Source organism: Hoeflea sp. CAU 1731 (assembly GCF_039888615.1).
Taxonomy (GTDB): Bacteria; Pseudomonadota; Alphaproteobacteria; order Rhizobiales; family Rhizobiaceae; genus Flavimaribacter.
The window spans coordinates 827,135-847,245 of the sequence record NZ_JBDQQS010000001.1; the positions used below are offsets into that span (position 1 = coordinate 827,135).

Annotated in this window: 20 protein-coding genes; 9 read left to right on the forward strand and 11 right to left on the reverse strand. The window is 56.2% G+C overall.

Going from position 1 to position 20,111, the window contains the following annotated elements; all coding sequences use genetic code 11:
* Nucleotides 1-3: 3 nt before the first annotated feature.
* On the forward strand, nt 4-1,101 hold the full coding sequence (locus tag AAFN47_RS03990) for a sensor histidine kinase (RefSeq protein WP_499807900.1): 1,098 nt from the start codon (nt 4-6) through the stop codon (nt 1,099-1,101).
* A gap of 13 nt (nt 1,102-1,114) precedes the next feature.
* On the opposite strand, the gene AAFN47_RS03995 is transcribed toward AAFN47_RS03990, so the two are convergent.
* Genes AAFN47_RS03995 through AAFN47_RS04005 form a run of 3 tightly spaced genes read right to left on the reverse strand, consistent with a single transcriptional unit; the run spans nt 1,115 to nt 3,801 of the window.
* The gene (locus AAFN47_RS03995; protein ID WP_499807901.1) at nt 1,115-1,975 is read right to left on the reverse strand and encodes an ABC transporter permease; all 861 of its coding nucleotides are present in this window, start codon (nt 1,973-1,975) and stop codon (nt 1,115-1,117) included.
* Nucleotides 1,976-1,983: 8 nt separating this feature from the next.
* The gene (locus AAFN47_RS04000) at nt 1,984-2,769 is read right to left on the reverse strand and encodes an ABC transporter ATP-binding protein (protein ID WP_499807902.1); all 786 of its coding nucleotides are present in this window, start codon (nt 2,767-2,769) and stop codon (nt 1,984-1,986) included.
* Complete coding sequence (locus AAFN47_RS04005; RefSeq protein WP_499807903.1) at nt 2,770-3,801, reverse strand: ABC transporter substrate-binding protein; 1,032 nt, start codon at nt 3,799-3,801, stop codon at nt 2,770-2,772.
* A 287-nt stretch (nt 3,802-4,088) separates the two neighbouring features.
* Between AAFN47_RS04005 and AAFN47_RS04010 the strand changes: the two genes are divergently transcribed.
* Complete coding sequence (locus AAFN47_RS04010; RefSeq protein WP_499807904.1) at nt 4,089-5,039, forward strand: acetamidase/formamidase family protein; 951 nt, start codon at nt 4,089-4,091, stop codon at nt 5,037-5,039.
* 62 nt (nt 5,040-5,101) lie between these two features.
* Here AAFN47_RS04010 and AAFN47_RS04015 read toward each other — a convergent pair whose 3' ends face one another.
* The 4 genes from AAFN47_RS04015 to AAFN47_RS04030 all read right to left on the reverse strand — a co-directional run bounded on the left by AAFN47_RS04015 (nt 5,102) and on the right by AAFN47_RS04030 (nt 8,388).
* Entirely contained in the window at nt 5,102-5,509 is a 408-nt protein-coding gene (locus tag AAFN47_RS04015) for a response regulator (RefSeq protein ID WP_499807905.1), read from the reverse strand.
* A gap of 39 nt (nt 5,510-5,548) precedes the next feature.
* Nucleotides 5,549-6,616, reverse strand: coding sequence for a GGDEF domain-containing protein (locus AAFN47_RS04020; RefSeq protein WP_499807906.1), 1,068 nt, complete (start codon nt 6,614-6,616; stop codon nt 5,549-5,551).
* Nucleotides 6,617-6,749: 133 nt separating this feature from the next.
* Nucleotides 6,750-7,340 (reverse strand): L,D-transpeptidase, encoded by a 591-nt coding sequence (locus AAFN47_RS04025; RefSeq protein ID WP_499807907.1) that lies wholly within the window; start codon nt 7,338-7,340, stop codon nt 6,750-6,752.
* A 652-nt stretch (nt 7,341-7,992) separates the two neighbouring features.
* Nucleotides 7,993-8,388 carry a hypothetical protein gene (locus tag AAFN47_RS04030; protein WP_499807908.1) on the reverse strand — a complete coding sequence of 132 codons (396 nt, stop codon included), beginning with the start codon at nt 8,386-8,388 and terminating at the stop codon, nt 7,993-7,995.
* Between the two features lie 548 nt (nt 8,389-8,936).
* Between AAFN47_RS04030 and dctP the strand changes: the two genes are divergently transcribed.
* Genes dctP through AAFN47_RS04060 form a run of 6 tightly spaced genes read left to right on the forward strand, consistent with a single transcriptional unit; the run spans nt 8,937 to nt 15,520 of the window.
* Nucleotides 8,937-10,004 (forward strand): TRAP transporter substrate-binding protein DctP, encoded by a 1,068-nt coding sequence (gene dctP, locus AAFN47_RS04035; protein ID WP_499807909.1) that lies wholly within the window; start codon nt 8,937-8,939, stop codon nt 10,002-10,004.
* 54 nt (nt 10,005-10,058) lie between these two features.
* The gene (locus AAFN47_RS04040) at nt 10,059-10,550 is read left to right on the forward strand and encodes a TRAP transporter small permease subunit (RefSeq protein WP_499807910.1); all 492 of its coding nucleotides are present in this window, start codon (nt 10,059-10,061) and stop codon (nt 10,548-10,550) included.
* Nucleotides 10,543-11,862: a TRAP transporter large permease gene (locus AAFN47_RS04045; RefSeq protein WP_499807911.1), complete on the forward strand. Its 1,320-nt coding sequence runs from the start codon at nt 10,543-10,545 to the stop codon at nt 11,860-11,862. The genes AAFN47_RS04040 and AAFN47_RS04045 overlap by 8 nt, the downstream gene beginning before the upstream one ends.
* 27 nt (nt 11,863-11,889) lie before the next feature.
* Nucleotides 11,890-14,238, forward strand: coding sequence for a xanthine dehydrogenase family protein molybdopterin-binding subunit (locus AAFN47_RS04050; RefSeq protein WP_499807912.1), 2,349 nt, complete (start codon nt 11,890-11,892; stop codon nt 14,236-14,238).
* Complete coding sequence (locus tag AAFN47_RS04055; protein ID WP_499807913.1) at nt 14,235-15,056, forward strand: FAD binding domain-containing protein; 822 nt, start codon at nt 14,235-14,237, stop codon at nt 15,054-15,056. The genes AAFN47_RS04050 and AAFN47_RS04055 overlap by 4 nt, the downstream gene beginning before the upstream one ends.
* Entirely contained in the window at nt 15,053-15,520 is a 468-nt protein-coding gene (locus tag AAFN47_RS04060) for a (2Fe-2S)-binding protein (protein WP_499807914.1), read from the forward strand. The genes AAFN47_RS04055 and AAFN47_RS04060 overlap by 4 nt, the downstream gene beginning before the upstream one ends.
* 7 nt (nt 15,521-15,527) lie before the next feature.
* On the opposite strand, the gene AAFN47_RS04065 is transcribed toward AAFN47_RS04060, so the two are convergent.
* From AAFN47_RS04065 to AAFN47_RS04075, 3 genes are read right to left on the reverse strand one after another with little or no spacing between them, the layout of a single operon-like run.
* Nucleotides 15,528-15,674, reverse strand: coding sequence for a fumarylacetoacetate hydrolase family protein (locus AAFN47_RS04065; protein ID WP_499807915.1), 147 nt, complete (start codon nt 15,672-15,674; stop codon nt 15,528-15,530).
* A gap of 29 nt (nt 15,675-15,703) precedes the next feature.
* The gene (locus AAFN47_RS04070; protein WP_499807916.1) at nt 15,704-16,456 is read right to left on the reverse strand and encodes an IclR family transcriptional regulator; all 753 of its coding nucleotides are present in this window, start codon (nt 16,454-16,456) and stop codon (nt 15,704-15,706) included.
* A 28-nt stretch (nt 16,457-16,484) separates the two neighbouring features.
* Nucleotides 16,485-17,660: a M24 family metallopeptidase gene (locus tag AAFN47_RS04075; RefSeq protein WP_499807917.1), complete on the reverse strand. Its 1,176-nt coding sequence runs from the start codon at nt 17,658-17,660 to the stop codon at nt 16,485-16,487.
* Between the two features lie 370 nt (nt 17,661-18,030).
* Between AAFN47_RS04075 and AAFN47_RS04080 the strand changes: the two genes are divergently transcribed.
* The gene (locus tag AAFN47_RS04080) at nt 18,031-18,480 is read left to right on the forward strand and encodes a hypothetical protein (protein ID WP_499807918.1); all 450 of its coding nucleotides are present in this window, start codon (nt 18,031-18,033) and stop codon (nt 18,478-18,480) included.
* Nucleotides 18,481-18,698: 218 nt separating this feature from the next.
* On the opposite strand, the gene AAFN47_RS04085 is transcribed toward AAFN47_RS04080, so the two are convergent.
* Nucleotides 18,699-19,853 (reverse strand): nodulation protein NodZ, encoded by a 1,155-nt coding sequence (locus AAFN47_RS04085; RefSeq protein WP_499807919.1) that lies wholly within the window; start codon nt 19,851-19,853, stop codon nt 18,699-18,701.
* Nucleotides 19,854-20,111 lie beyond the last annotated feature (258 nt).

Sequence of the window (20,111 nt, forward strand, 5' to 3'; positions counted from 1 at the left end):
CACATGCCGGTGTCTGCCCTTATTTCTGCGGAAGAGATTCTCGATTCGGTCGAAGTGCCGATTTTCGTTCTCGATGTTCTGCCAGGAGAGATATTCCGGTTCCGCAAGCTCAACAGCAGCCATGAAAAGCTCAGCGGATTGAAGAACGAAGAGGTGTTCGGCAAATGCCCACACGACTTTCTGCCGAAGCGAACCGCCGATACCATCACCAGGAATTACCGCGCCTGCCTGCGCCGCAACGCAGCCTATACCTATGAAGAAAACATCGACCTCGCGACGGGACCGAAATGGTGGCAGACCACGCTGTCTCCGATCCGCTCCGGCGATGTCATTACCGGTATTATTGGCATTGCGACTGACATAACCGAGTTCAAGGAAACACAGTTCAAACAGGCGGAAAGCAACTCGAAAATCAAGGCGCTTAACGACGATCTTGCACTGTTCACCTCCACCGCGGCCCACGATTTGCGCGGTCCCTTGCGCCAGATTGGACTGATCGTGGAGATGATTAGCGAGGGTTTCGAGGATCTTGGAGACGGCAAGAAAGAGCTTCTGGAAATGGCCGGCGACATGACAGAAAAGGCCCTGTCGCAAATCGACGACATGTTATCCTATGCAAGGTCGCTCACCCTTGATCTCGCGCCGCACCAGACAGTGGATGTGCACCATATCTGCTCGGACCTGGTTGCGATACTTGATCCTCTTTCGACGAAAACAGTGGCATTGCCGGCATGTCTGGCCACGACCGACAAGGCTGCGCTCCAGATCGCCCTGAGAAACCTGCTGGACAACGCCATCAAATTTTCCAATTCGCGCGTCGCCGTTACAGTTGAAGAGCTTACAGACAGCGACGGCGAGTGGCTTGTCATCAAGGTTTCGGATGACGGCAAGGGTTTCGCGTCGAAAGACCATCCGATCGGCAGCGCGCCGCATTCAGACCCGCAAGGCGCCGTACACGGATTTGGCCTCGCCGCCGTTCAGCAACTTGTCGAGGTTCGCGGCGGAACTGTCTGGATCGACGATTCCAAAGTCGATGACGGCGCTACCATCTGCTTCCAGATACCCGGCGAGCTTGTCGATTCGGCCAGACAATCCGGATAAGACGTCAGGAGGCTCACTGGCCGGATTTGATGCCGCGACGCCTGTAGATGTAGTTTTCGAAATATTTGATGGCGGCGAACAGGACCGTCGATAGAAATGCAAGCATCACCAGAGACGTCATCACGAGATTCATCTGGAATATCTGGCCGCCGAATGTGATCAGGTATCCGAGGCCTGCCTTGGAAGCCTGGAACTCTCCGACGACAACGCCAACCAGAGACAACCCGGCGCTGATCTTCAAGGCCGAAATCATCGTCGGAACGCTTCCGGGAAGGATGATCTTTCTCAGTATCTGGATACGGGACGCGCCATAGAGCTTCGCAAGTTTGATCTTGTCCTCGTCGACCGCTTCGAAGCCCGTATAAAGCATGACAATGGTCACGAATACACTGATCGAGATCGCCATCGCGTAAATCGAACTCGTCGCTCCCAGCCAGATGAAAAAGACCGGAACCAAAGCAATCTTTGGAAGAGCATTGAGCACGACTATGATGGGATCCAGCACCTTGTTCAGAAACGGTGAGAGCCACAGAAGAGCGGCTACGGCGATACCGATAATGAGGCTTCCGACGAAACCGATCAAAGTGGCGTAGAACGTCGCGAGCGTATGGCCCCACAAACTGCCGTCAAGAATGAGACCCCACAAGGTGCGCAGCACAGCCGAAGGATAGCTCGTCAGCATCGGATTGATCCAGTGCAGCCTGGGAGCCAGTTCCCACAGAATCAGGAAACCGACGACGATTCCGAATTGAAACATGGTCACCTGTGCGGAACGGCGGCGCTGTGTCCGCAAGTAGTTCGCGAACCCGTCGCTGATTTCCGGCTGCGACGGGGCGACCTTTTGTTCGCTTGCGGTCAGGGTTTCATCGGACATTTCGGATATTACTCAACCTTGTGAACATCAAGCTCGTCCCAGACGGCCTGGAAATATCCATTGAACTCGGGACATGAGCGGGCCTTGAACGGGCCTGGCCGCTCGCCGCCCGCACTTGGATAGGTGATGCGATGGTCTGATTTGATCCGACCGGGCCGCCTGCTCATCACGATAACACGGTCTGCAATCGACACGGCTTCAGCGATGTCATGGGTAACCAGTATGACCGTCTTTCCCTCGGCGCGGAGAATGCCGGAAATCTCGTCGGACAAAGCCAGTTTCGTTTGAAAATCAAGCGCGGAAAACGGCTCGTCGAGCAAGAGTACTTCCGGCGCCGTGCACAACGTCCGTGCAAGCGCAGCTCTTTGGCGCATCCCGCCGGACAATTGTGTTGGCAGCGCATGAAGAAATTCACCCAAGCCGTAGCTTGTCAGCAGGCTTTTCGCCCGTTCCCTTGATTTGTTCTTGTCCAATCCAAGCAATTCAGATCCAAGCAGAGCGTTTTGCAAGACTGTTCGCCACTCGAGCAACGTGTCCTTTTGGAACATGTAACCGATATTCGGAGAAGTGCCTTGAACGTACTTTCCGTTTACAATCACTTTGCCTTCGGTTGGCGGAACCAGTCCGGCGACGACGGACAGGAGAGTGCTTTTGCCACATCCCGATGAGCCGACGATTGCAACGAACTGACCGCTTTCGACACTGAGCGAAATATCCTCCAGAGCGAGCGTTTCACGCTCTGGAGTGTAGTAGCTCAGTGAAACCTTTGAAATCTCTACTGAGTTCGTTGACAATTAGCTTTTACCTACGAGTTCTTTAGCCTTGTCAGAATATTCTTTGGTGACAACGGCGTCGTAGGGAACGATCTGGTCTGCGCCCATGACGCCGCCGGAAACCATCAATTCCTGCAACTTGGCGATTCCGTCTTCATCGACTTCGGGACTTGTAGCCCAGATCGGACCGCCAGCATTGAGGTAGCGATCAATAACCTGGACGTGATCTTCCATGCTGACGCTGGTGAAGTACGGCTTGATCACTTCGCCGATTTCCTGCGGCGTCGCGGTTTCCATCCATTTTTGAGCCTTGGCGATCGCATTAGTCCAGCTCTGGGCCACGTCAGCGTTTTCCGCCAGCCAACTTTTCTTGGCGAAGAAGGAGGTGTATTCCACGCGCCCCATTTCCTTGCCGATCGACGTTATGACATGAAGGTCGCCAGACTTTTCCAGCCGAGACAGCGCGGGTTCGATCATCAGGGCGAAATCATAGTCGCCGGAAAGCCAGGCTCCTTCGCGCGCAGCCTGACCTATATTGGTTACAAGACCGGAGATTGTCGCCTCATCAACGCCGTTCTCCTTCAGCAGGTATTCAAAACAAAGTTCAGGCGTGCTGCCAGGACGCTGCGCCATGATCGTCTTGCCGTTGAGCATCGACCATTCAAAATTGTCGATCTTTTCCTTCGACACCAGGAAATAGCCGTCCGTGCCGGTGAGAGCGCAGAAAATTTCAGGCTTGTCAGGTGACTCGCCGTTCGTGATGTAGATTGCGACCTCCGGTCCGGCGAGACCGAAATCAACGCTGTCAGTCAGGACAAGTGCGCCGACCTTGTCGCTACCGCCCGCTGAAATGAGTTCGACATCCAGTCCTTCCTCTTCCACGTAACCCAATCCCAGCGCCACATACATCGGGGTATAGAATTGCGTTCTGACAACCTCGCCAACCTTGATTTTCTTCGTTTGGGCAAAGGCGGACCTCGACGCGCCGGTCAGGGTCGACCCTGCAAAGGCGGCTGCGCCCATCGAAAGCATTACGGATCGCCTGGTCAGCATTATATATCTCCTTGCTCTGAATTTTTCGCATCTGCCTTTCAGGGCGCCAGCAAAACGGGATTGGATGGGATTCGACAGCGCGCCGGAACAGGCGCCGCTTTAAACTGACCCCAGTCTTGTGGAGCGAAATGTAGTATGTCAATACATTTTGCGGAAATAATGCGCACGAGAGTGGATTGACTATTTTTTGTGCAGTATTTTCAGAGCAATGCTCAGACCACATGCAAAATGACTATCAGCGCAGCAACAACAAAGCTGCAAACTGAACTACTGAAGGGACAAAACAAATGGACCACGTGCTCAAATCCAGTGTCGAAACCTGTCATTGGGGATTTTTCGACGCAAGATTGCCGCCGGTTTTGACGGTAGACAGTGGCGATGTCGTGCGAATTGAGACGCTTTCCGGCCAGCCAATCGCGAAAGCGCGCACGGAAGATGGGTTCATCGTCCCGCCAGAACTTGAAGAGGTTCACGCGTCAGCCCGTGAAAAAGGCCCTGGCCCACACATCCTGACGGGCCCTGTCGCAATCCAGGGCGCAAAACCGGGGCATGTTCTGGAGGTTCAGGTGCAGTCGATAGAACTGCGTCAGGACTGGGCCTACAACGCGATCCTGCCGCTGGCGGGCGTACTTCCCGACGATTTCGACGCGCCTATCGTCAAAATCATCCCTATCGACATGGAAAAGAAACTGGGGCGCCATCATAGCGGAATCGACATCCCGCTGTCGCCGTTCTTCGGAATCATGGGAGTGGCCCCACCAACGGGGTGGGGACGCATCACAACGCTGATGCCACGGGCGATGGGCGGCAATCTCGACAACAAGGATCTGGGCGCGGGCAGCACACTTTATCTTCCTGTGTTCAACGACGGCGCGCTGTTTTCATGTGGAGACGGGCACGCGGTGCAAGGACATGGGGAAGTTTGCGTGACGGCTCTCGAAACCGCGCTGACGGGAACGTTCAAATTGGTGTTGCGCGAAGACCTCTCGCTGCAATATCCGCGGGCTAAAACGTCAACGCACTACGTTACGATGGGCATGCACCCGAGTCTCGACGTTTGCGCGGAAATGGCGTTGCGCGACATGATCGCGTGGCTGAACGAACTGGCTGGCGTATCCAAGGCAGACGCATATTCGCTTTGCAGCGTTGGCGCGGACCTCCATGTAACCCAGGCTGTGAATGGACATAAGGGCGTTCACATGATGATGCCAAAATCCCTGATCGGCCAGATCATGTAAGGTCCGTTTCCAGAAGACGGGCGACACAGGACTGAAGTCGACGGCGATGGGCGTTCGGCCCTTCAACCTTCCTGCAAGCGGGCGGACACCGCCTTGGCGAGCGTTCTGTACCCGGCCAGACTCGCCGGCTTGACTTCATACCCGTCGGCTCCGCGTGATCGCGCCCTGCTTTTGTCGACGGGATTTGTGGAACTCGAAAGCATGATGACCGGCAACCTCTTATATTCATGGCTGGACCGGATTGCGTCCAGCACTTCAAATCCGTCGGGAGAAGGCATCCAGATATCGAGAAGTACCAAGTCGGGTCGTCGCTTCGCCATTGCTGAAATCACCTGGCTGCTGTCCGACACTTCGACCAGATCGTAGTTCGGCAGCTCGGTTCGCAAATTGCGGGTAATCAGGCTTCTGTCGAATGCATCGTCGTCCACGATGAGAATCGATTTGCCTGGATTTTCGCTATTCGGTTCCAAATCGGAATACCTTTTGAGTATGGATCGGAGTAGTAACAACTATGCGGCGGACTGAGCCGCTTCAAAAACATCGACACAGTTTTTGCCACGATCCTTTGCCCTGTAAAGACTTTTATCGGCCTGACGCATGACTTCAGCAGAGCTCTCGCCCCTTTTGCCGAACGTCAGACCTATGCTCACGGTCATCTTGAGGGACTGGCCATTGACGATTAGAGAACTCTTCTCGATTTTGTCCCGAATGTTTTCCGCAATTTCTACCATCAGCTCGCTGGAATGATCACAAACGATAACGGCGAACTCCTCACCGCCTATACGATACGCCTTCTGTGGATCAGCCAACTCGCTATAGAGCACTTGCGAAATGTGCGTGAGCGCGATATCGCCGGCCTCGTGTCCGAACCGATCGTTGACCATCTTGAAATTGTCGGCGTCGATCAGCAAAAGGCCGATATCGCCATTCGCCATCAGGATGGAAATGTCACGTTCGAAACGGCTTCGATTGTAAAGTGTCGTCAGATGGTCGGTTTGCGCTCTTTCCCGCCAGTACGCCCTGCGATCGCGCAACGCATTCTCTCTCTCAAAGAAATATGCGCCTGCCCAAACAACCAGCGCCGTCATGAAAAGATTGGCTATGACGAACTGTAGAGTCGCGCCGAACAAGACTGTCGAGACAATGGATGCGATTGCGGCGGCGCTTGCGATCGAAACCACTTTCACCGGCCAAGTGACACGATAGGTGTTTCGACCGACGACTCTCAAACCGAGTGCGACGCCCAGCATCGGGACGAGTTCCGCGAGAATCGAGAGCTCGGCATTTTTCGACACTACAATATACGTCACCAGTAAGGCGACTGCGGTCGCCGCGACAGGATAGGAAAAATAAAGTAGAATCAAGGCCGCATGAAAGGCGAGTGGTCCAGCTGCAGGAATTTCCGCAACGGACGTTATCGCCAGATTGACCGCAAACGAGGCAAGTATAGCGACAGTAAGGGCAACATAGCGAAACGCATGCCCGGTCGGCCATTTGTCAGAACTCGCGTTGGTCGCAGACATGAGCGTCAACACCGCCAACAGGCATGCATAGGCGTAGAGAAGATTTTCCAGCATAACCTCCTGAATTCAGAAGCATACTGTAATTGAATATTATTCCGGTATTAAGAATTTTCTACCGCCCGACTGGATAGTTGACACCCCGGCGTATGGTTACGTCGTTTCAACAGAACCGTTCTTTGGCTTCTTATCAAATGACGATCAACTTCGAACCGGTGGGCACCCGGTTATACAAGTCAACGATATCCTGGTTCATCAGCCTGACGCAGCCACTGGAAACCGCCTGACCGATCGACCAGTATTCCGGCGACCCGTGAATCCGGTAAAGCGTGTCCTTGCCATTCTGGAATATATAAAGTGCGCGTGCGCCGAGGGGATTATCAAGACCAGGCGGCATGCCGCCGTTCTCGGCGCTCCACCTTGCGAGTTCCGGTTGACGCGCGATCATGCTTGCGGGAGGCGTCCATGTCGGCCAGGCTTGCTTCCATTCGATATAGCCGCTTCCCGACCAGGAAAAACCGGCGCGTCCAAGACCAACGCCGTATCGTATCGCCGTGTTGTTCGGCTGAACGAGATACAAGTAGAATTCATTTGTGTCGACGACGAGAGAACCAACCGGATATCCCGCATAATAGTCAACTTCCCGACGCCAGAACCGCTCCGGGACCCGGCTCAAATCAACAGCGGGAACAGGAAAGCGTTCCTGTGGCATTGGCCCGTATAACGAACGGTAGTACGACGAAACACCGACGCTGACGCCGTAACCCTGCCTGTCAGGCATAGGCCTCGGAGCCGATACACACCCTGCCGCCGCCATACCAAGCAGGCTTACGCTGCCTGCAACAAACTCTCTACGCTTCACTCTCTTTGTCGCCTTGCGGTCTGGTCCCCACTTCGCGCCTGGCTGACGTTACATGGAAAACTGCTGTTGATCTCAAATTCGCTCTGAAAACGCGCATTTTCATGACGGGGTTCCCGTGACTGTCCGAAAAAACCGATAGTCACGAAATTTTCATACGCACGACACCGCACATCGCCGCGCCTGACTACCTATAGACAAATCGTAGGGCTGCAATTGCTGCATCGAGCGTTGATTGGCAGGCGTGAATTGCGATTATTGTTTCAACACAAACAAAGTATTCAATGATTATTTTTTTAATAAATATTTTTATTACTATTTTTGGAACAAAATTTCTTGTTTTTTTATTTTTACGCTGCACTATTATTATTGTAGGGCGACCAGCAAGGGAGAAGTAAAGATGAAAAATCGTCGAGACTATCGAACTTCAAAATGGATCGCTTCTTTAATTGTCGGCGTTGCATTTTTTGGGACGACCACAATTGCATCGGCTCAAAGTGGTGTCGGGGTTGGTGCTGGAGTCGGCGTTGGAGGCGTCGGCGCTGGCGTAGGCGCTGGCGTCGGAGCAAGCAGTTCAGGCGTCGGAGTTGGCGCGGGCGTGGGCGTTGGCGTTGGAAACTCCAGCGCAGGCGTCGGAGCAGCCGCAGGCGCTGGAAGCGGCGGCGTCGGTGCTGGTGTTGGCGTAGGCGCGGATGTCGGCGGCGTTGCAAGCGCCGGTGTTGGCGTTGGCGCTGGCGTAGGAACAGGCGGAATTGGCGCCGGTGTGGGAGTTGACGTTGGAATCGGAGGCGGATCCGGTTCGGGCGGAGGAGGAAGCGGAAGCGGAGGAGGATCCGAAGGTGGCGCCGGCAACGGCGGATCCGGCTCTGGCGGTGGCGGTGGCGGATCCCAATCCGTTGGAGCGGCAGTAGCGTCGCTCAGCGATGGCGACAGGATAAAACTGCGCAAAAGCTGTCGCGGCATAATGCAAAATCCGCGCGCTTTCGATGCAACGACAGTGCAGCTCTGCATGATTGTTTTAAGGTAACAGCTTCAAGAAAATGCACCGGCGCCGATCTATCGTGTCGGCGTCGGCGGACAACCACGCTTGCGTACAAGCAGCTTATTGTTCCGATAATAGCAACATATACCCCATGTAACCTGAATTTCTTCTAGCTACACCAAATTTCATATACACCTGTCGAAATTTTCAAATTCACGTAATATGCCTGTAACATCGCGGCTTTCCTGCGAATCCTCGCTGCCGGGCAGAATATCTCTGACGTTTAATTGTGCAAGATGCCGGAAATACGTGCCGTCGAACCTGTTTACAAAACCAAATTATGCGTCGATATTCGGAACAACTATACGAATAGCGGAACTATGGACCCGAACCACAGGATCAAGCGAAACTCGTCCAATTCGCCGGAGGCAGTTGTCGACACCCCAGAAACTATTCGGGGCTCCCTGCCTCAGCTTCGAACAACACAAGAATGCCACATCTCCGTCGCTGGAGACCAGGCTCAACAGGAGAGACCAATGAAACATACCCTCAAGGCAGCCTTAATCGTCGCCTCGACCCTTTTGCCTGCCTCCCAGGCTTTGGCGCAGGATGACCCTATAGTATGGCGCATGTCCAGTTATGCTGGCGAAACGTGGGGATTGTGGAAGAATATCGTCGAGCCATTCACGAACCGGGTAAACCAGTTGTCGGAGGGACGACTTGTCATCGAGCCCTACCCCGTCGGTGTTCTGGCGCCGGCCACCCAGAACTACGAAGCGGTGCTGGACGGAACCGCCGATGCTGCGATGATTACCCCGCTTTATGCCGTGAACGAAGATCCGGCCAACACATTCTACGCCGGCCACCCGGGCGGCATGGGCCCGGAAACAATGCTCTACTGGCTTTATGAAGGCGGTGGCCAGGATCTCCTCACGGAGTTCAAGCGCGACACCCTTGGACTTCACTCACTGGTCGGGGGCGTCGTCGGTACGGAACTCTGGCATTCGCACAAGGAAATCAATTCCGTCGAGGATCTCAAAGGTCTTAAATTCCGCGCAGCAGGCGGCTGGGCGTCGATCCTGGCCGATGAATTCGGGGCCGCGCCGGTCTTCGTCACCGGCTCGGAGGTCTACCAGATGCTAGATCGCGGCGGCGTCGATGTGGCCGAGTGGTCCGGTCCCGCCGACAACCAGATCGCAGGGCTGCAGAAAGCCGCCAAGTTCATTATCGGTCCGGGACTGCATTTTCCCGCCGGCATAAACGAGTTCATTGTGAAGCAGGAAACCTGGGACGCCCTGCCCGATGACCTGAAGGATGTTGTAACGACCGCTGCGAAACTCGCTGTGTTTGAAAGCTATCTACAGTCGGGAATGCAGGATATTGTTGCTATGGAAGAACTCAAGGCCGGCGACAACACAATGGAAGTGCTTCCCAAGGAGGTGACCGACGCCATCACCGCAGCAGGACGCACCTGGGCTGTGGCAAAGGCAGAGGAGCAGGCTGCCGATGGAAATGACTGGATGGAGAAAATTGGCGAAAGCTACTTTGCGTTCCAGGATCTCTATGCCGACGGCACATCCTACAAGCATATCGACGGCAAATAATCACCTGGAGGCCGGCGCGCCCTGCGCCGGCCTCGTGCATTATGGGGTCCGCCAATGACGATCATTGATCGGTTGTCTTCCGCGCTTGCCGTGGTCGCCGGCGTCATGGTCATTTTGCTGATCGGCGTAATGATCTACGAAGTCGTCTGCCGCTATGTCTTCAATGCGCCCACCCTTTGGGCGAGCGACATGACCTACATGCTTGGCGGCGCCTTGTTCGTTCTGTCCGCCGCCTTCGCGCTCAAGGAAAAGGGTCACGTCAGCATCGATTTCCTGGCTCAGATGCTGCCCGAAAGGCTTCGCTGCCTTATCTCCGGATTGCTCATGGCGTGCGTTGCGCTGCCGGCGTTCACGGCGATCAGCTGGGTGGCTGCGAACAAGGCGATAAGCGCTTATGAACGCGGCTCGGTGGACCCGGTAAGCGCATTCGCGCCAAAGCTCTGGCCGTTCTACAGCATCATTTCGATCGGATTGGCGGCCTTGTCGCTGCAGATCCTCGTGACCGCAATTCGCGACTTTACAAAGGCGGCCCAACGGCATGCATGATCCGCTTCTGGCCGGATTGATGTTTCCGGCGCTGTTCGCGCTGATCCTTTTGGGTTTGCCGGTCAGTTTCAGCCTCATCGCCACGGCGTTCGGTTTCGCGCTGCTTTCCTTCGGCGATATCGCGCCAAATCAGCTCTTTCGATTTCTCGATTCCGTCGCCTCCAATCCGACCTATGCGGCGATCCCGCTGTTCGTGTTCATGGGCGCAATGCTTGAACGCTCGGGCATCGCCGTGCGTTTGTTCGATGCGATGCGCCTCTGGCTCGGCCGGCTCCCCGGCGGACTGGCGCTGGCGGCGATCTCCATGTGTGCGATCTTCGCCGCCGGAACCGGCATTGTCGGCGCCGTGGAGGTTATGGTCGGCATGATGGCGATCCCCGCCATGCAGAAATATCGATACTCCAACGATCTGATCGCAGGCACGATCTGCGCGGGAGGATCGCTCGGCACAATGATCCCGCCCTCAATCGTCGTCGTGGTCTATGCGACGCAGGCCCAGGTCTCCATCGGAGACATGTTCGCCGCCATCGTGCTGCCTTCCCTGCTCATGGTCGCCTTCTTCCTTGGCTATGCGCTGCTGCGCTGCGCCGTGCGACCACAGGATGGTCCGCCGCTCGCCGCCGATGAACTGGCCATACCGCTCAACGAAAAACTTCGCATCACGGCCACGTCGCTCCTTCCAGCCCTTGCGCTGGTGTTCGCCGTTGTCGGATCCATCATGGCGGGGATAGCCGCGCCCACCGAAGCCGCCGGCGTTGGCGCGCTTGGGACGATATTGCTGACCCTTTTCTATGGAGAACTGAAAGCTTCTGTTCTCTGGTTGGCGACGCGCGCGACACTGGTCATCACCGCAATGGTGATGTTGATCGTAGTCGGCGGTACGATGTTCACGTCGATCTTTCAAGCGAATGGCGGCCGACAGCTCATCCAGGGCTTCCTCGATGCGATGAACCTGACGCCGAACCAGACGATTCTCGTGATCCTTCTTATCATCATGTTGCTCGGCTTCGTGCTCGACTGGATATCGATCGTATTGATATGTGTGCCGATCTACGATCCGCTGCTCAGGGCCGCAGGCATTGATCCCATATGGTTCGGCGTGCTTGCAATTGTCGCGATCCAGACCAGCTATCTCACGCCGCCGATGGCCCCCTCGCTGTTTTATCTGAGATCCATCGCGCCACCGGACATGAGCTATCGGCAGATGGCCTTCGGCGTCATGCCGTTCGTGCTGTGTCAGCTCCTGGTGCTTCTGGTGGTGTTTCTTTTACCAGGAACAGCGACCTGGCTTACCTCTTTCGTAGGATTCTGAGGAGGACAGTATGAAGCTGAAGGCCGCATGACGATAAAAGAAACAGGCATAGGCGCCTCCATGTTGCGCCGGGAAGACGCGCGGTTCCTGGAGGGACGTGGTCGCTTCATTGGCGATATCGATATTCCGGGAATGCTTGACGTGGCGTTCCTCCGCTCACCTCTGGCGCACGCCCGCATAGCGTCAATCGACACGCCGGTCGACGCCGACGGTCGCGTTTTCACAGCCGCTGATCTTTCAGATGTGAAGCTTGTTCCCCCAGCATCCAAAGTGCCGGGTCATCGTATTGTCGCAGCGCCTCCGCTGGCCTTAGACCGCACACGTTATGTCGGCGAAATCATCGCTGCCTGCATTGCACCTACCCGGGCGGAGGCGGAAGATCTGGTGGAGACGCTGGCGCCGGACTTCGAAATGCTGCCGGTCATTGCGTCGATGGATGACGCGCTGTCAGACGATGGGACAAGGCTCTATGACGATTGGGACAACAATGTCTCGATGGAAACCGGCTTTGACTCCGGAATCGACGAGATCATCGCCAACGCGCCTGTCAAGGTGACCCGAGTGCTTGACATGGCCCGTCAGGCCATGGTTCCGCTGGAAGGAAAAGGAGTGCTGGCCTACTGGAGCGAGCGCGACGACCAACTGGTGGTCTATTCCTCGACGCAGTCTCCGCACCAGATACGAACCGCCCTGTGCGAGGCCCTTGGGCTGCAGCAAAGGCAGATCCGGGTCATCGCGCCAGACGTGGGCGGCGGATTCGGATACAAGGCGATTCTCCATCCGGAAGAGATCATTGTCGCGGCGCTGGCAATGAAAACCGGCCGACCACTGCGCTGGCTGGAAGACCGATTCGAGCATCTGACCGCCGGGGCCAACGCCCGCGAGCACCGCTATGAAATGACCGCCTATGCGGACGATCGCGGGCGCGTACTTGCTATCGACGCGAAACTGACCACAGATGGCGGGGCCTATTCCGTCTGGCCGCACACCAACGGTTTCGACGCGATACAGGCAAGCGGCATTCTCACGGGGCCTTACGACATTGGTGGTTACAGGGTCAAAACGCAAACGGTCGTGACCAACAAACCACCCCTCTCCCCCTACCGGGCGGTGGCGAGACCGGGCGCCTGTTTCGCCATTGAATGCACCATGGACGCCGTCGCCCGGGCAGTCGGACGAGACCCGGCCGAGGTCCGGATCGACAATCTCGTCAAAGCTGAGGCGATGCCCTACAAAGCGATCACCGGCAAGGAATACGACAGCGGCGACTATCCGGCCTGTCTACTCCGCGCCATGGAGATGGTAGCGGAAGGGCCAAAGACACCCGCGCCCGGACGCTTGCTGGGCACAGGATACGCAATCTACACCGAACATACCGCCGTCTCGACATCGACGATCTCGCATATCGGCATTCCGATGATGCCTGGTTTCGAACAGGCGGCGGCGCTCATGCAACCGGACGGCAGCCTGGAATTGCGTGTCGGCGTGCAATCGCATGGCCAGGGCATGGAAACGACCATGGCCCAGATCGCAAGCCAGGTTCTTGGCATAGAACCGGATCGTGTCGTTCTGCGTCACGGAGACACCGGACTGTCGCCGTTCTCAACTGGCACCTACGCCTCGCGCGCCATTGTGATGACAGGCGGCGCGGTAGCCGCCGCCTGCGACAAGATCGCGGTGAAACTTCGGGAGATCGCAGCCCATTTGATGCAATGCGAGCCGTCCAACGTACACCTGGAAGACGGGCAACTGAGAGGACCTACCGCCACGATGACGATCGCGGAGGCAGCCGAAACCTGGCACTTCAGACCCTACGAACTTCCCGAAGACGTGTTGCGTGACGGTCTTGAGGTAACGGGCGGGTATAGACCCGATGGCGACAAGGGTCCGTTCGCCTATGCCGCCCATGCAGCGACGGTTTCGGTGGATCCGGAACTGGGAACCGTCGAACTGCTTGACTACGTCGCTGTCGATGATTGCGGTACGCGGGTCAATCCGATGATCGTCGACGGCCAGGTGCTCGGCGGCGTCGTTCAGGGCATTGGCACTGGCTTGTTCGAGGAGTCGCCTTTCGACGATCAGGGCCAGCCGCTGGCAACGACATTTGCAGATTATTCACTGCCGACCGCGGCCGAGACGCCGATAATCCGGCTGGATCACAGTGAGACGCAATCGCCCTATACCCGATTTGGCGTAAAAGGCGTCGGTGAAGGCGGCGCCATTGCGCCGCCGGCGGCCGTGGTCAACGCGATCAACGACGCGCTCAGGCCGCTTGGAGCAGAATTATGCGCCGTGCCGGCCACGCCAAAGCGCGTTCTCGGAGCGATCTTTGACGCTCAGGATCGCGCCATAGCCGATTTGGAGGTATCAAAGTGAAGGCGCCGGCTCTCGAATTCCACAGGCCGGATACGGTGGGGGCGGCCGTCGCCATTCTTGCCGACGGCGGTGGCGCGGCCCGCGTCCTAGCCGGCGGTCAGTCGCTGGTTCCCATGTTGAACCTGCGTGTGGCATTCGCCGAAACGCTCGTCGACATCGGAGCCATTCGGGAACTCGCTACAATCGAAGATATCGGAGATCACATCCGCCTGGGCGCCTGTATAAGCCATGCGCGCATAGAGGATGGCGGGGCAGATAGTCACTGCAGCGGCATGCTGCGCCATGTCGCCCGCAATATCGCCTATCGGGCAGTTCGCAACAGAGGGACCGTCGGCGGCAGCCTCGCCCATGCCGACCCCGCCGCTGACTGGCCGGTGGCGATGATAGCGCTTGGCGCAGATGTGGAAGTTTCCGGAACAAACGGAAATCGAAAGCTTCCTGTCGAGGAATTCATGATGGATGTATTCACGACGGCCTTGCAGGAAGACGAGATACTGACCGGCATATGTGTCCCCAAGGCCTCCCCTGACCTGCGGTGGTCTTTTCACAAGATGCGCAAGAAAGCCGGAGCCTTTGGCGAGGCGATCGCGGCTGCCGTCCAAGATCCGGAAAGCGGCTTCTGCCGCGTTGTCGCCGGCAGCAGCGCCATTGGCGGTCCGCAACGATTTGCCATGCTCGAAAAGGCGCTCCAGGAAGGAGCTGTCGACGACGACACTATCCGGGATGCGCTGACCGGAGCTCTCGGCTCACTCGGCCGCTACGAGACACAGATCCATACTGTGTGCCTGAGGCGCGCGATGGAGGAGGTTCGAACGTGACCACACTGTCACTCACCGTAAACGGCAGACAAGTCAGCACGGAAATCGACCCCCGACTGAACCTTGCCGATTTTCTCCGCGAACGGCTGTCACTCAAAGGCACACATCTGGGATGCGAGCACGGCGCCTGCGGCGCCTGCACTGTTTTAATGGACGGAATGCCGATCCGATCCTGCATCACCATGGCCGCCTCCTGCGATGGCGTCGAGATCACAACCGTCGAAGGTTATGACCAGGATCCCCTCATGTCGCGCCTTCGCAAGGCGTTTCGCGAGGAGCATGCTCTGCAGTGCGGATATTGCACGCCCGGCATGCTGGCGACAGCCTATGATATCGTCAGCCGGCTGGATCGGCCCGATGAAGACGAGATTCGAGCTGAACTTGCCGGCTGTGTTTGTCGATGCACCGGCTATCGCGGCATCGTACGCGCGATCAAACGATGCATCGCGGAAAAAAGCGCTTGAAGGCCAATCAGGCCGACACGCGCACCGACATTTCGCCGACCCGATCGATCCATGCATGCATGACATCGCCGGACTGAACAGGCGCGACGCCTTCCGGTGTGCCGGTCATGAAGATGTCTCCGGGATAGAGCGAATCATTCCAGGCGATCAACAATCATTGGTAAGGAACTGACGAATTGCGCTCTAAATGGCGACGCTGCGACTTATTCTTCTTGCGGCGGCCTGGATCACTGCAGCCGCCTCCTCCGTGTCGATGTCTTTCGAGAAATATGGCGAGAAGGAAATGCTGATCGCTGTTTTCGACGGCGCATTCGGCAGATCCAGCAATGCGCCGACCGATGTTATGCCTTCGATGTTTTCGTTTTCGACAATGGCGTAACCACGTTCGCGCGTTGCTTCGACTTCGGCAAGAAAAGCCTCCGGTGTCGTCAATGTGCTGCCGGTGATCGCCTGATAGGGTCCTGGGCCAAGTATCTCGAGTATCTCCGAATCAGGCAGGCTGGCCAGAATGCATTTTCCGATCGCCGTGGAATGAAGCGGGATCGTGTCGCCGGGTTCGCAGCGCACCGAAACAAGCGCCTCTCCCGTAACGCACAAAAGGTAGAACGCATTTTGTCCCTGCAGCGTCGCCATGTAGGAATCCACGCGGAGCTTTCGCGTCACCTCCTCAAGTTCTCTGCGCCCCTCGACCAGCAGCGCGTCACTGCGCGCGATCGCATTGCCGAACAAAATAGCCTGGTAGCCGACGCGATAACGGCGCGTTTCCGGATCACGCGCCAGATAGTTTCTTTCATTGAGCGTATTGACGAGACGCTGAACGGCGGCCGGGCTGACACCCAACTTGCGGGCCATATCGCGCGTGCCAAGCGGCTTGTCGGATTTCTGGACGAGTTCCAGAAGTTCAAGCCCACGTTCCAGAGACTGGTTCTTCGTCATGTGCGATCTTCCTGCATCCGCGCAACCTTCAAACCGGAGCGACTTGTCGCAATGCGCGCAACGAGGGCGTAATGCGCTCATACCCTTCATTCGTCACGATGACGGTGTCCTCGACCATTATGCCGCCCCACCCTCTTTCGTAGTAAGGCGTCTCCAGACAAAGCACCATTCCCGCCTCCAGTTCCGTCTCATTGCCGTATGCGATATAGGGAAATTCGTGGGAAGCAATGCCTATCCCGTGGCCGCAGTGGTTGCGCCTATAGTCTGGTATGCCGCCTTTTTGCACGGCGGCGACGGCTGCCTCGAATATGTCATGCGCCGAAGCGCCGGGTCTGATCATGTTGAGTTCCGTCAACTCGCCGTCGAGCAACGCGTCGTATCGCTGCTCCGTCAGCGGCTCCGGTTCACCGCAGCAAAAACTGCGCGCCATGTCGGAATGATACCCTGAAAAACGTCCCCCCACATCGATGCGCACGATATCGCCCTGCTCTATCCGGCGCTCGGTCGCAAAAGCGTCCACGAGCGAACTCCGCTCCCCGGACGTCACGACGACAAATCGTGGAACGCCGCCTTCCGCGACGATCACGCGCGAAATCTCGGCCGCCAGTTCCAGTTCCGTTGCCCCCGGACAAATCATCTTGCTTGCCGACGCTATGGCGGCGTCCGTTGCCCGCGAGGCATGACGAAGACGATCCAACTCGCCGGACAATTTCACCGCGCGCGATCTGGCGAGAACGCTCGCCGCCGGCAAGCATCGCCAATTTGACAACGCGCGGGTGACAATCGCCGTCGTGTCCGCGCGGTCGAGATCAAGCAGCATGGCGCCTTTTCCTGGCAGCTCGGATTCAAGTGCGGCCAGGACAGCGTCCTCATAATCCGCGTTGGCAGGGTGCGTCGCGATGCTGTTTTCCTCCTCGACGCCATAGACGAAGAATGTCCCGTATCGCCAAATCCGACAGGACGCTCCAACGACCTCACGCGCCGCGCCTGCGTCACTGGCGCCGGTCACCAGCACGCACCGGCTTCGTGTTGCGACCAGCAACTGCCGGTAAGGCGCCATGTCATGGAGAATGGATCGGTAGCCGCAAAGATAGCCGATGTGATCCGGATTATCGGTAACAATCGCATCCGCGTCTGTAAACGAGAACGCACGATCCCTGCACGCCGCCGCCAAGGTCTCTGCAGTCATATTAAATTCTGCCATCCAATGTTCCGATTAAAGGTACGTTATAACTATATTCGGAACAATACCCTTAGCAGGTTTTGGTGCGCCGCCTCAACCATCGGATTTGCAGCGGAGCAACACGTACCTCATGACTGCGCACCTATTCGGGACCGGCCGCAATTGGCCTGAACCCAATATGTCAGTGCACTGCGCTACCTTACACCGAATTAATTTGAATATCCCCGTCGGCAACCGACATTAGAAAAAGACAAGCCGACACACCAAGCTTCTCGAGGAGAGTGTTTCGGTCGGTGGCGCCGCCCAGGCGACGCATCGGGTGTCTGCAGGATCAGGCGTCGCCGAACAACCAGCGCTATGCGGGCTGATCCCTGGAATAAGGAGACAGAAGATGACTTATCAGACCTACAAAAAGAACCAGGTGTCAGATTCGGCAGCTTATCCATTGCACCTTGCATTTTCTGCAGCAGAAAATCCGCTGCAGACCAGGCGAGCTGAAACCCTCGGCGATTTCATGCAAGTCACTCGCCTGATGAAGCGGGCGAGCCGCCGATATTCCGCCCCCCTGGATCCAAACCGGATCGGCCGGACACTCTCGCTGCTGAACCACGGCGGCGGCGGCCCGGACACAGGTTTCATTATTTTGGCGACCTACGCCGATGAGCCCGTCGGTTTCGCGCTGTCGCTCAACGCGCGGGGTAAGGATTCCGGCATTGTATGGCTGCATACAGAAGACATCCAAAACAGGGATCAGGTCACCAAGGCCCTGATCGCCGGCATGGACCGGATGCGCAGCGACTGGAAGAGCCGAAACGAGCCGCCAGTCAGACTGTCCGCCTGACACCCGATACACCGCCGCCTGCCGCAACTCTGCGACGGGCGGCGGTGACGTCAGTTTCCAGGATTGAGGATGCACACCTACTTAGACACACGTCATGGTATACGATGCCGGCGGGTGGGGGCATCCACCGCAACAGTTCATTCTCCTTGTTTAGCGCAATCCGTTATTATTTCTGCCTATGTCGATGAAATACGGGAAGGTCGTTATGGTTAGTATTATTAATTGCGAATACGTTTAAGTTCTTGTAGTTGCTCCCAGGACTTTCGAGGCACTTTGATGGGAAAAAGACGGCCATTTTTCTTATTGGCGCCGCCCCATGCCTGAGAAGCGCGTGTATAGGAACTCCAGGTGTCACAGACCAGTATTTTACATTGACCAAGAGCAACCATATCGCGCAGTGCTCCCTCAAAAACATCCAGGCGAGATACCGTTGCTTTACTCGTTGAATCTGGATGATGGAGGGCGTGACCTTTTTCTTCGGGGAGGTATTTGGGAAGCTTTAGGTGATTGCCAAACTCGCCTTCAAACCAATCTTCCACGAGTTTGCTATCAGTTGCGAGAAACAGCGATGAGTTGGGATTCAATTCCTTACATCTGACAATTGCTTCCCTATACCGCTCGAAGAGGACCAACTCATCCTCTTCGTTGTACAACTCACCATTTCCGTGACGTATGTGAACACCAATCGCTGTGCTCAATTGGCTTAAAGTCGCTTGAACGGGTGCAGTAACGCGATCGCGCACTCTCAATTTGTTGTAGAATGGCGCGAGAACGTCTAGTGGCAGAAAATCCACAGGGCGAGTGAGCCTGACAATCTCCAGGGGAATATCGCGGCCTAAAATTGAAAAAAGTTCTATAAACGGCGCTTCAACTTCCTCCGTTTCTGCAGCCGAAAGTTCGGTGGGTGAAGGTTCCACAGCGGCGCCTTGACCAAGGGCGAGGTCACTGGGCGAGGAAGATATGTCGTCGCACTCGAAAAAGCGCTCAAATATATCAAACCTCTCTGTGGCGCTTCTCTCAGTGTAGTAACGTGAACCTAACCAGTCTACCAAGACACGGCGACCACTGTTGCGTGCATACCACATGGCATGTGTCAGTTGGTTCATCATGTCACCAAGACCTGATGTTCTGGCTGATACCACAAATTTTTGCTTCTCACGGGGCGATTTGTGTGCTTGCGAATGCTTCTCCGTCATTAGCGGTTGCGATATGGATTCTAGAATAAACAAAGCTGTGATTGCATACTCATAGAGTTCTCGCTTGCCGGCGTCTGGGATATCTCCGCTATACTTTGCAAGAAGTCTAGTTAGTCTGTTGGAGACGATGCGACTTATTTTTGTTTTGGAGAAATTGCCTAATTCAAATGCCTGCATTTAATCATCTTCCTGCTGCAATCCTTCATTCCCTCGACGCATGAATTCGATTCCATGCAAAAATGCGCTACGATGCAAATCCGCTGTATGCACACCTTTAGCAACAGAAATGCCAACTGGATACGGAATTTCAGTGTAAGCGGTGTTTTGACCCCACCTTTCCGGTAGGTTTGTGATCTGCGAGTCCGTTCGAGATGTATTTTCTCACGGAGTAGCTCCATGGATGATCACAGTGAGTTTCTCACAAGTTCGGATCTT

Bases quoted from the DNA above. Each gene is read 5' to 3' on its own strand.
- AAFN47_RS04045 (WP_499807911.1), top strand. From the start codon at position 10,543: ATGCATGATCCGCTTCTGGCCGGATTGATGTTTCCGGCGCTGTTCGCG.
- AAFN47_RS04075 (WP_499807917.1), bottom strand. From the start codon at position 17,660: ATGGCAGAATTTAATATGACTGCAGAGACCTTGGCGGCGGCGTGCAGG.
- AAFN47_RS03995 (WP_499807901.1), bottom strand. From the start codon at position 1,975: ATGTCCGATGAAACCCTGACCGCAAGCGAACAAAAGGTCGCCCCGTCG.
- dctP (WP_499807909.1), top strand. From the start codon at position 8,937: ATGAAACATACCCTCAAGGCAGCCTTAATCGTCGCCTCGACCCTTTTG.
- AAFN47_RS03990 (WP_499807900.1), top strand. From the start codon at position 4: ATGCCGGTGTCTGCCCTTATTTCTGCGGAAGAGATTCTCGATTCGGTC.
- AAFN47_RS04005 (WP_499807903.1), bottom strand. From the start codon at position 3,801: ATGCTGACCAGGCGATCCGTAATGCTTTCGATGGGCGCAGCCGCCTTT.
- AAFN47_RS04080 (WP_499807918.1), top strand. From the start codon at position 18,031: ATGACTTATCAGACCTACAAAAAGAACCAGGTGTCAGATTCGGCAGCT.
- AAFN47_RS04025 (WP_499807907.1), bottom strand. From the start codon at position 7,340: ATGCCTGACAGGCAGGGTTACGGCGTCAGCGTCGGTGTTTCGTCGTAC.
- AAFN47_RS04085 (WP_499807919.1), bottom strand. From the start codon at position 19,853: ATGCAGGCATTTGAATTAGGCAATTTCTCCAAAACAAAAATAAGTCGC.
- AAFN47_RS04040 (WP_499807910.1), top strand. From the start codon at position 10,059: ATGACGATCATTGATCGGTTGTCTTCCGCGCTTGCCGTGGTCGCCGGC.
- AAFN47_RS04050 (WP_499807912.1), top strand. From the start codon at position 11,890: ATGACGATAAAAGAAACAGGCATAGGCGCCTCCATGTTGCGCCGGGAA.
- AAFN47_RS04020 (WP_499807906.1), bottom strand. From the start codon at position 6,616: ATGCTGGAAAATCTTCTCTACGCCTATGCATGCCTGTTGGCGGTGTTG.
- AAFN47_RS04010 (WP_499807904.1), top strand. From the start codon at position 4,089: ATGGACCACGTGCTCAAATCCAGTGTCGAAACCTGTCATTGGGGATTT.
- AAFN47_RS04070 (WP_499807916.1), bottom strand. From the start codon at position 16,456: ATGACGAAGAACCAGTCTCTGGAACGTGGGCTTGAACTTCTGGAACTC.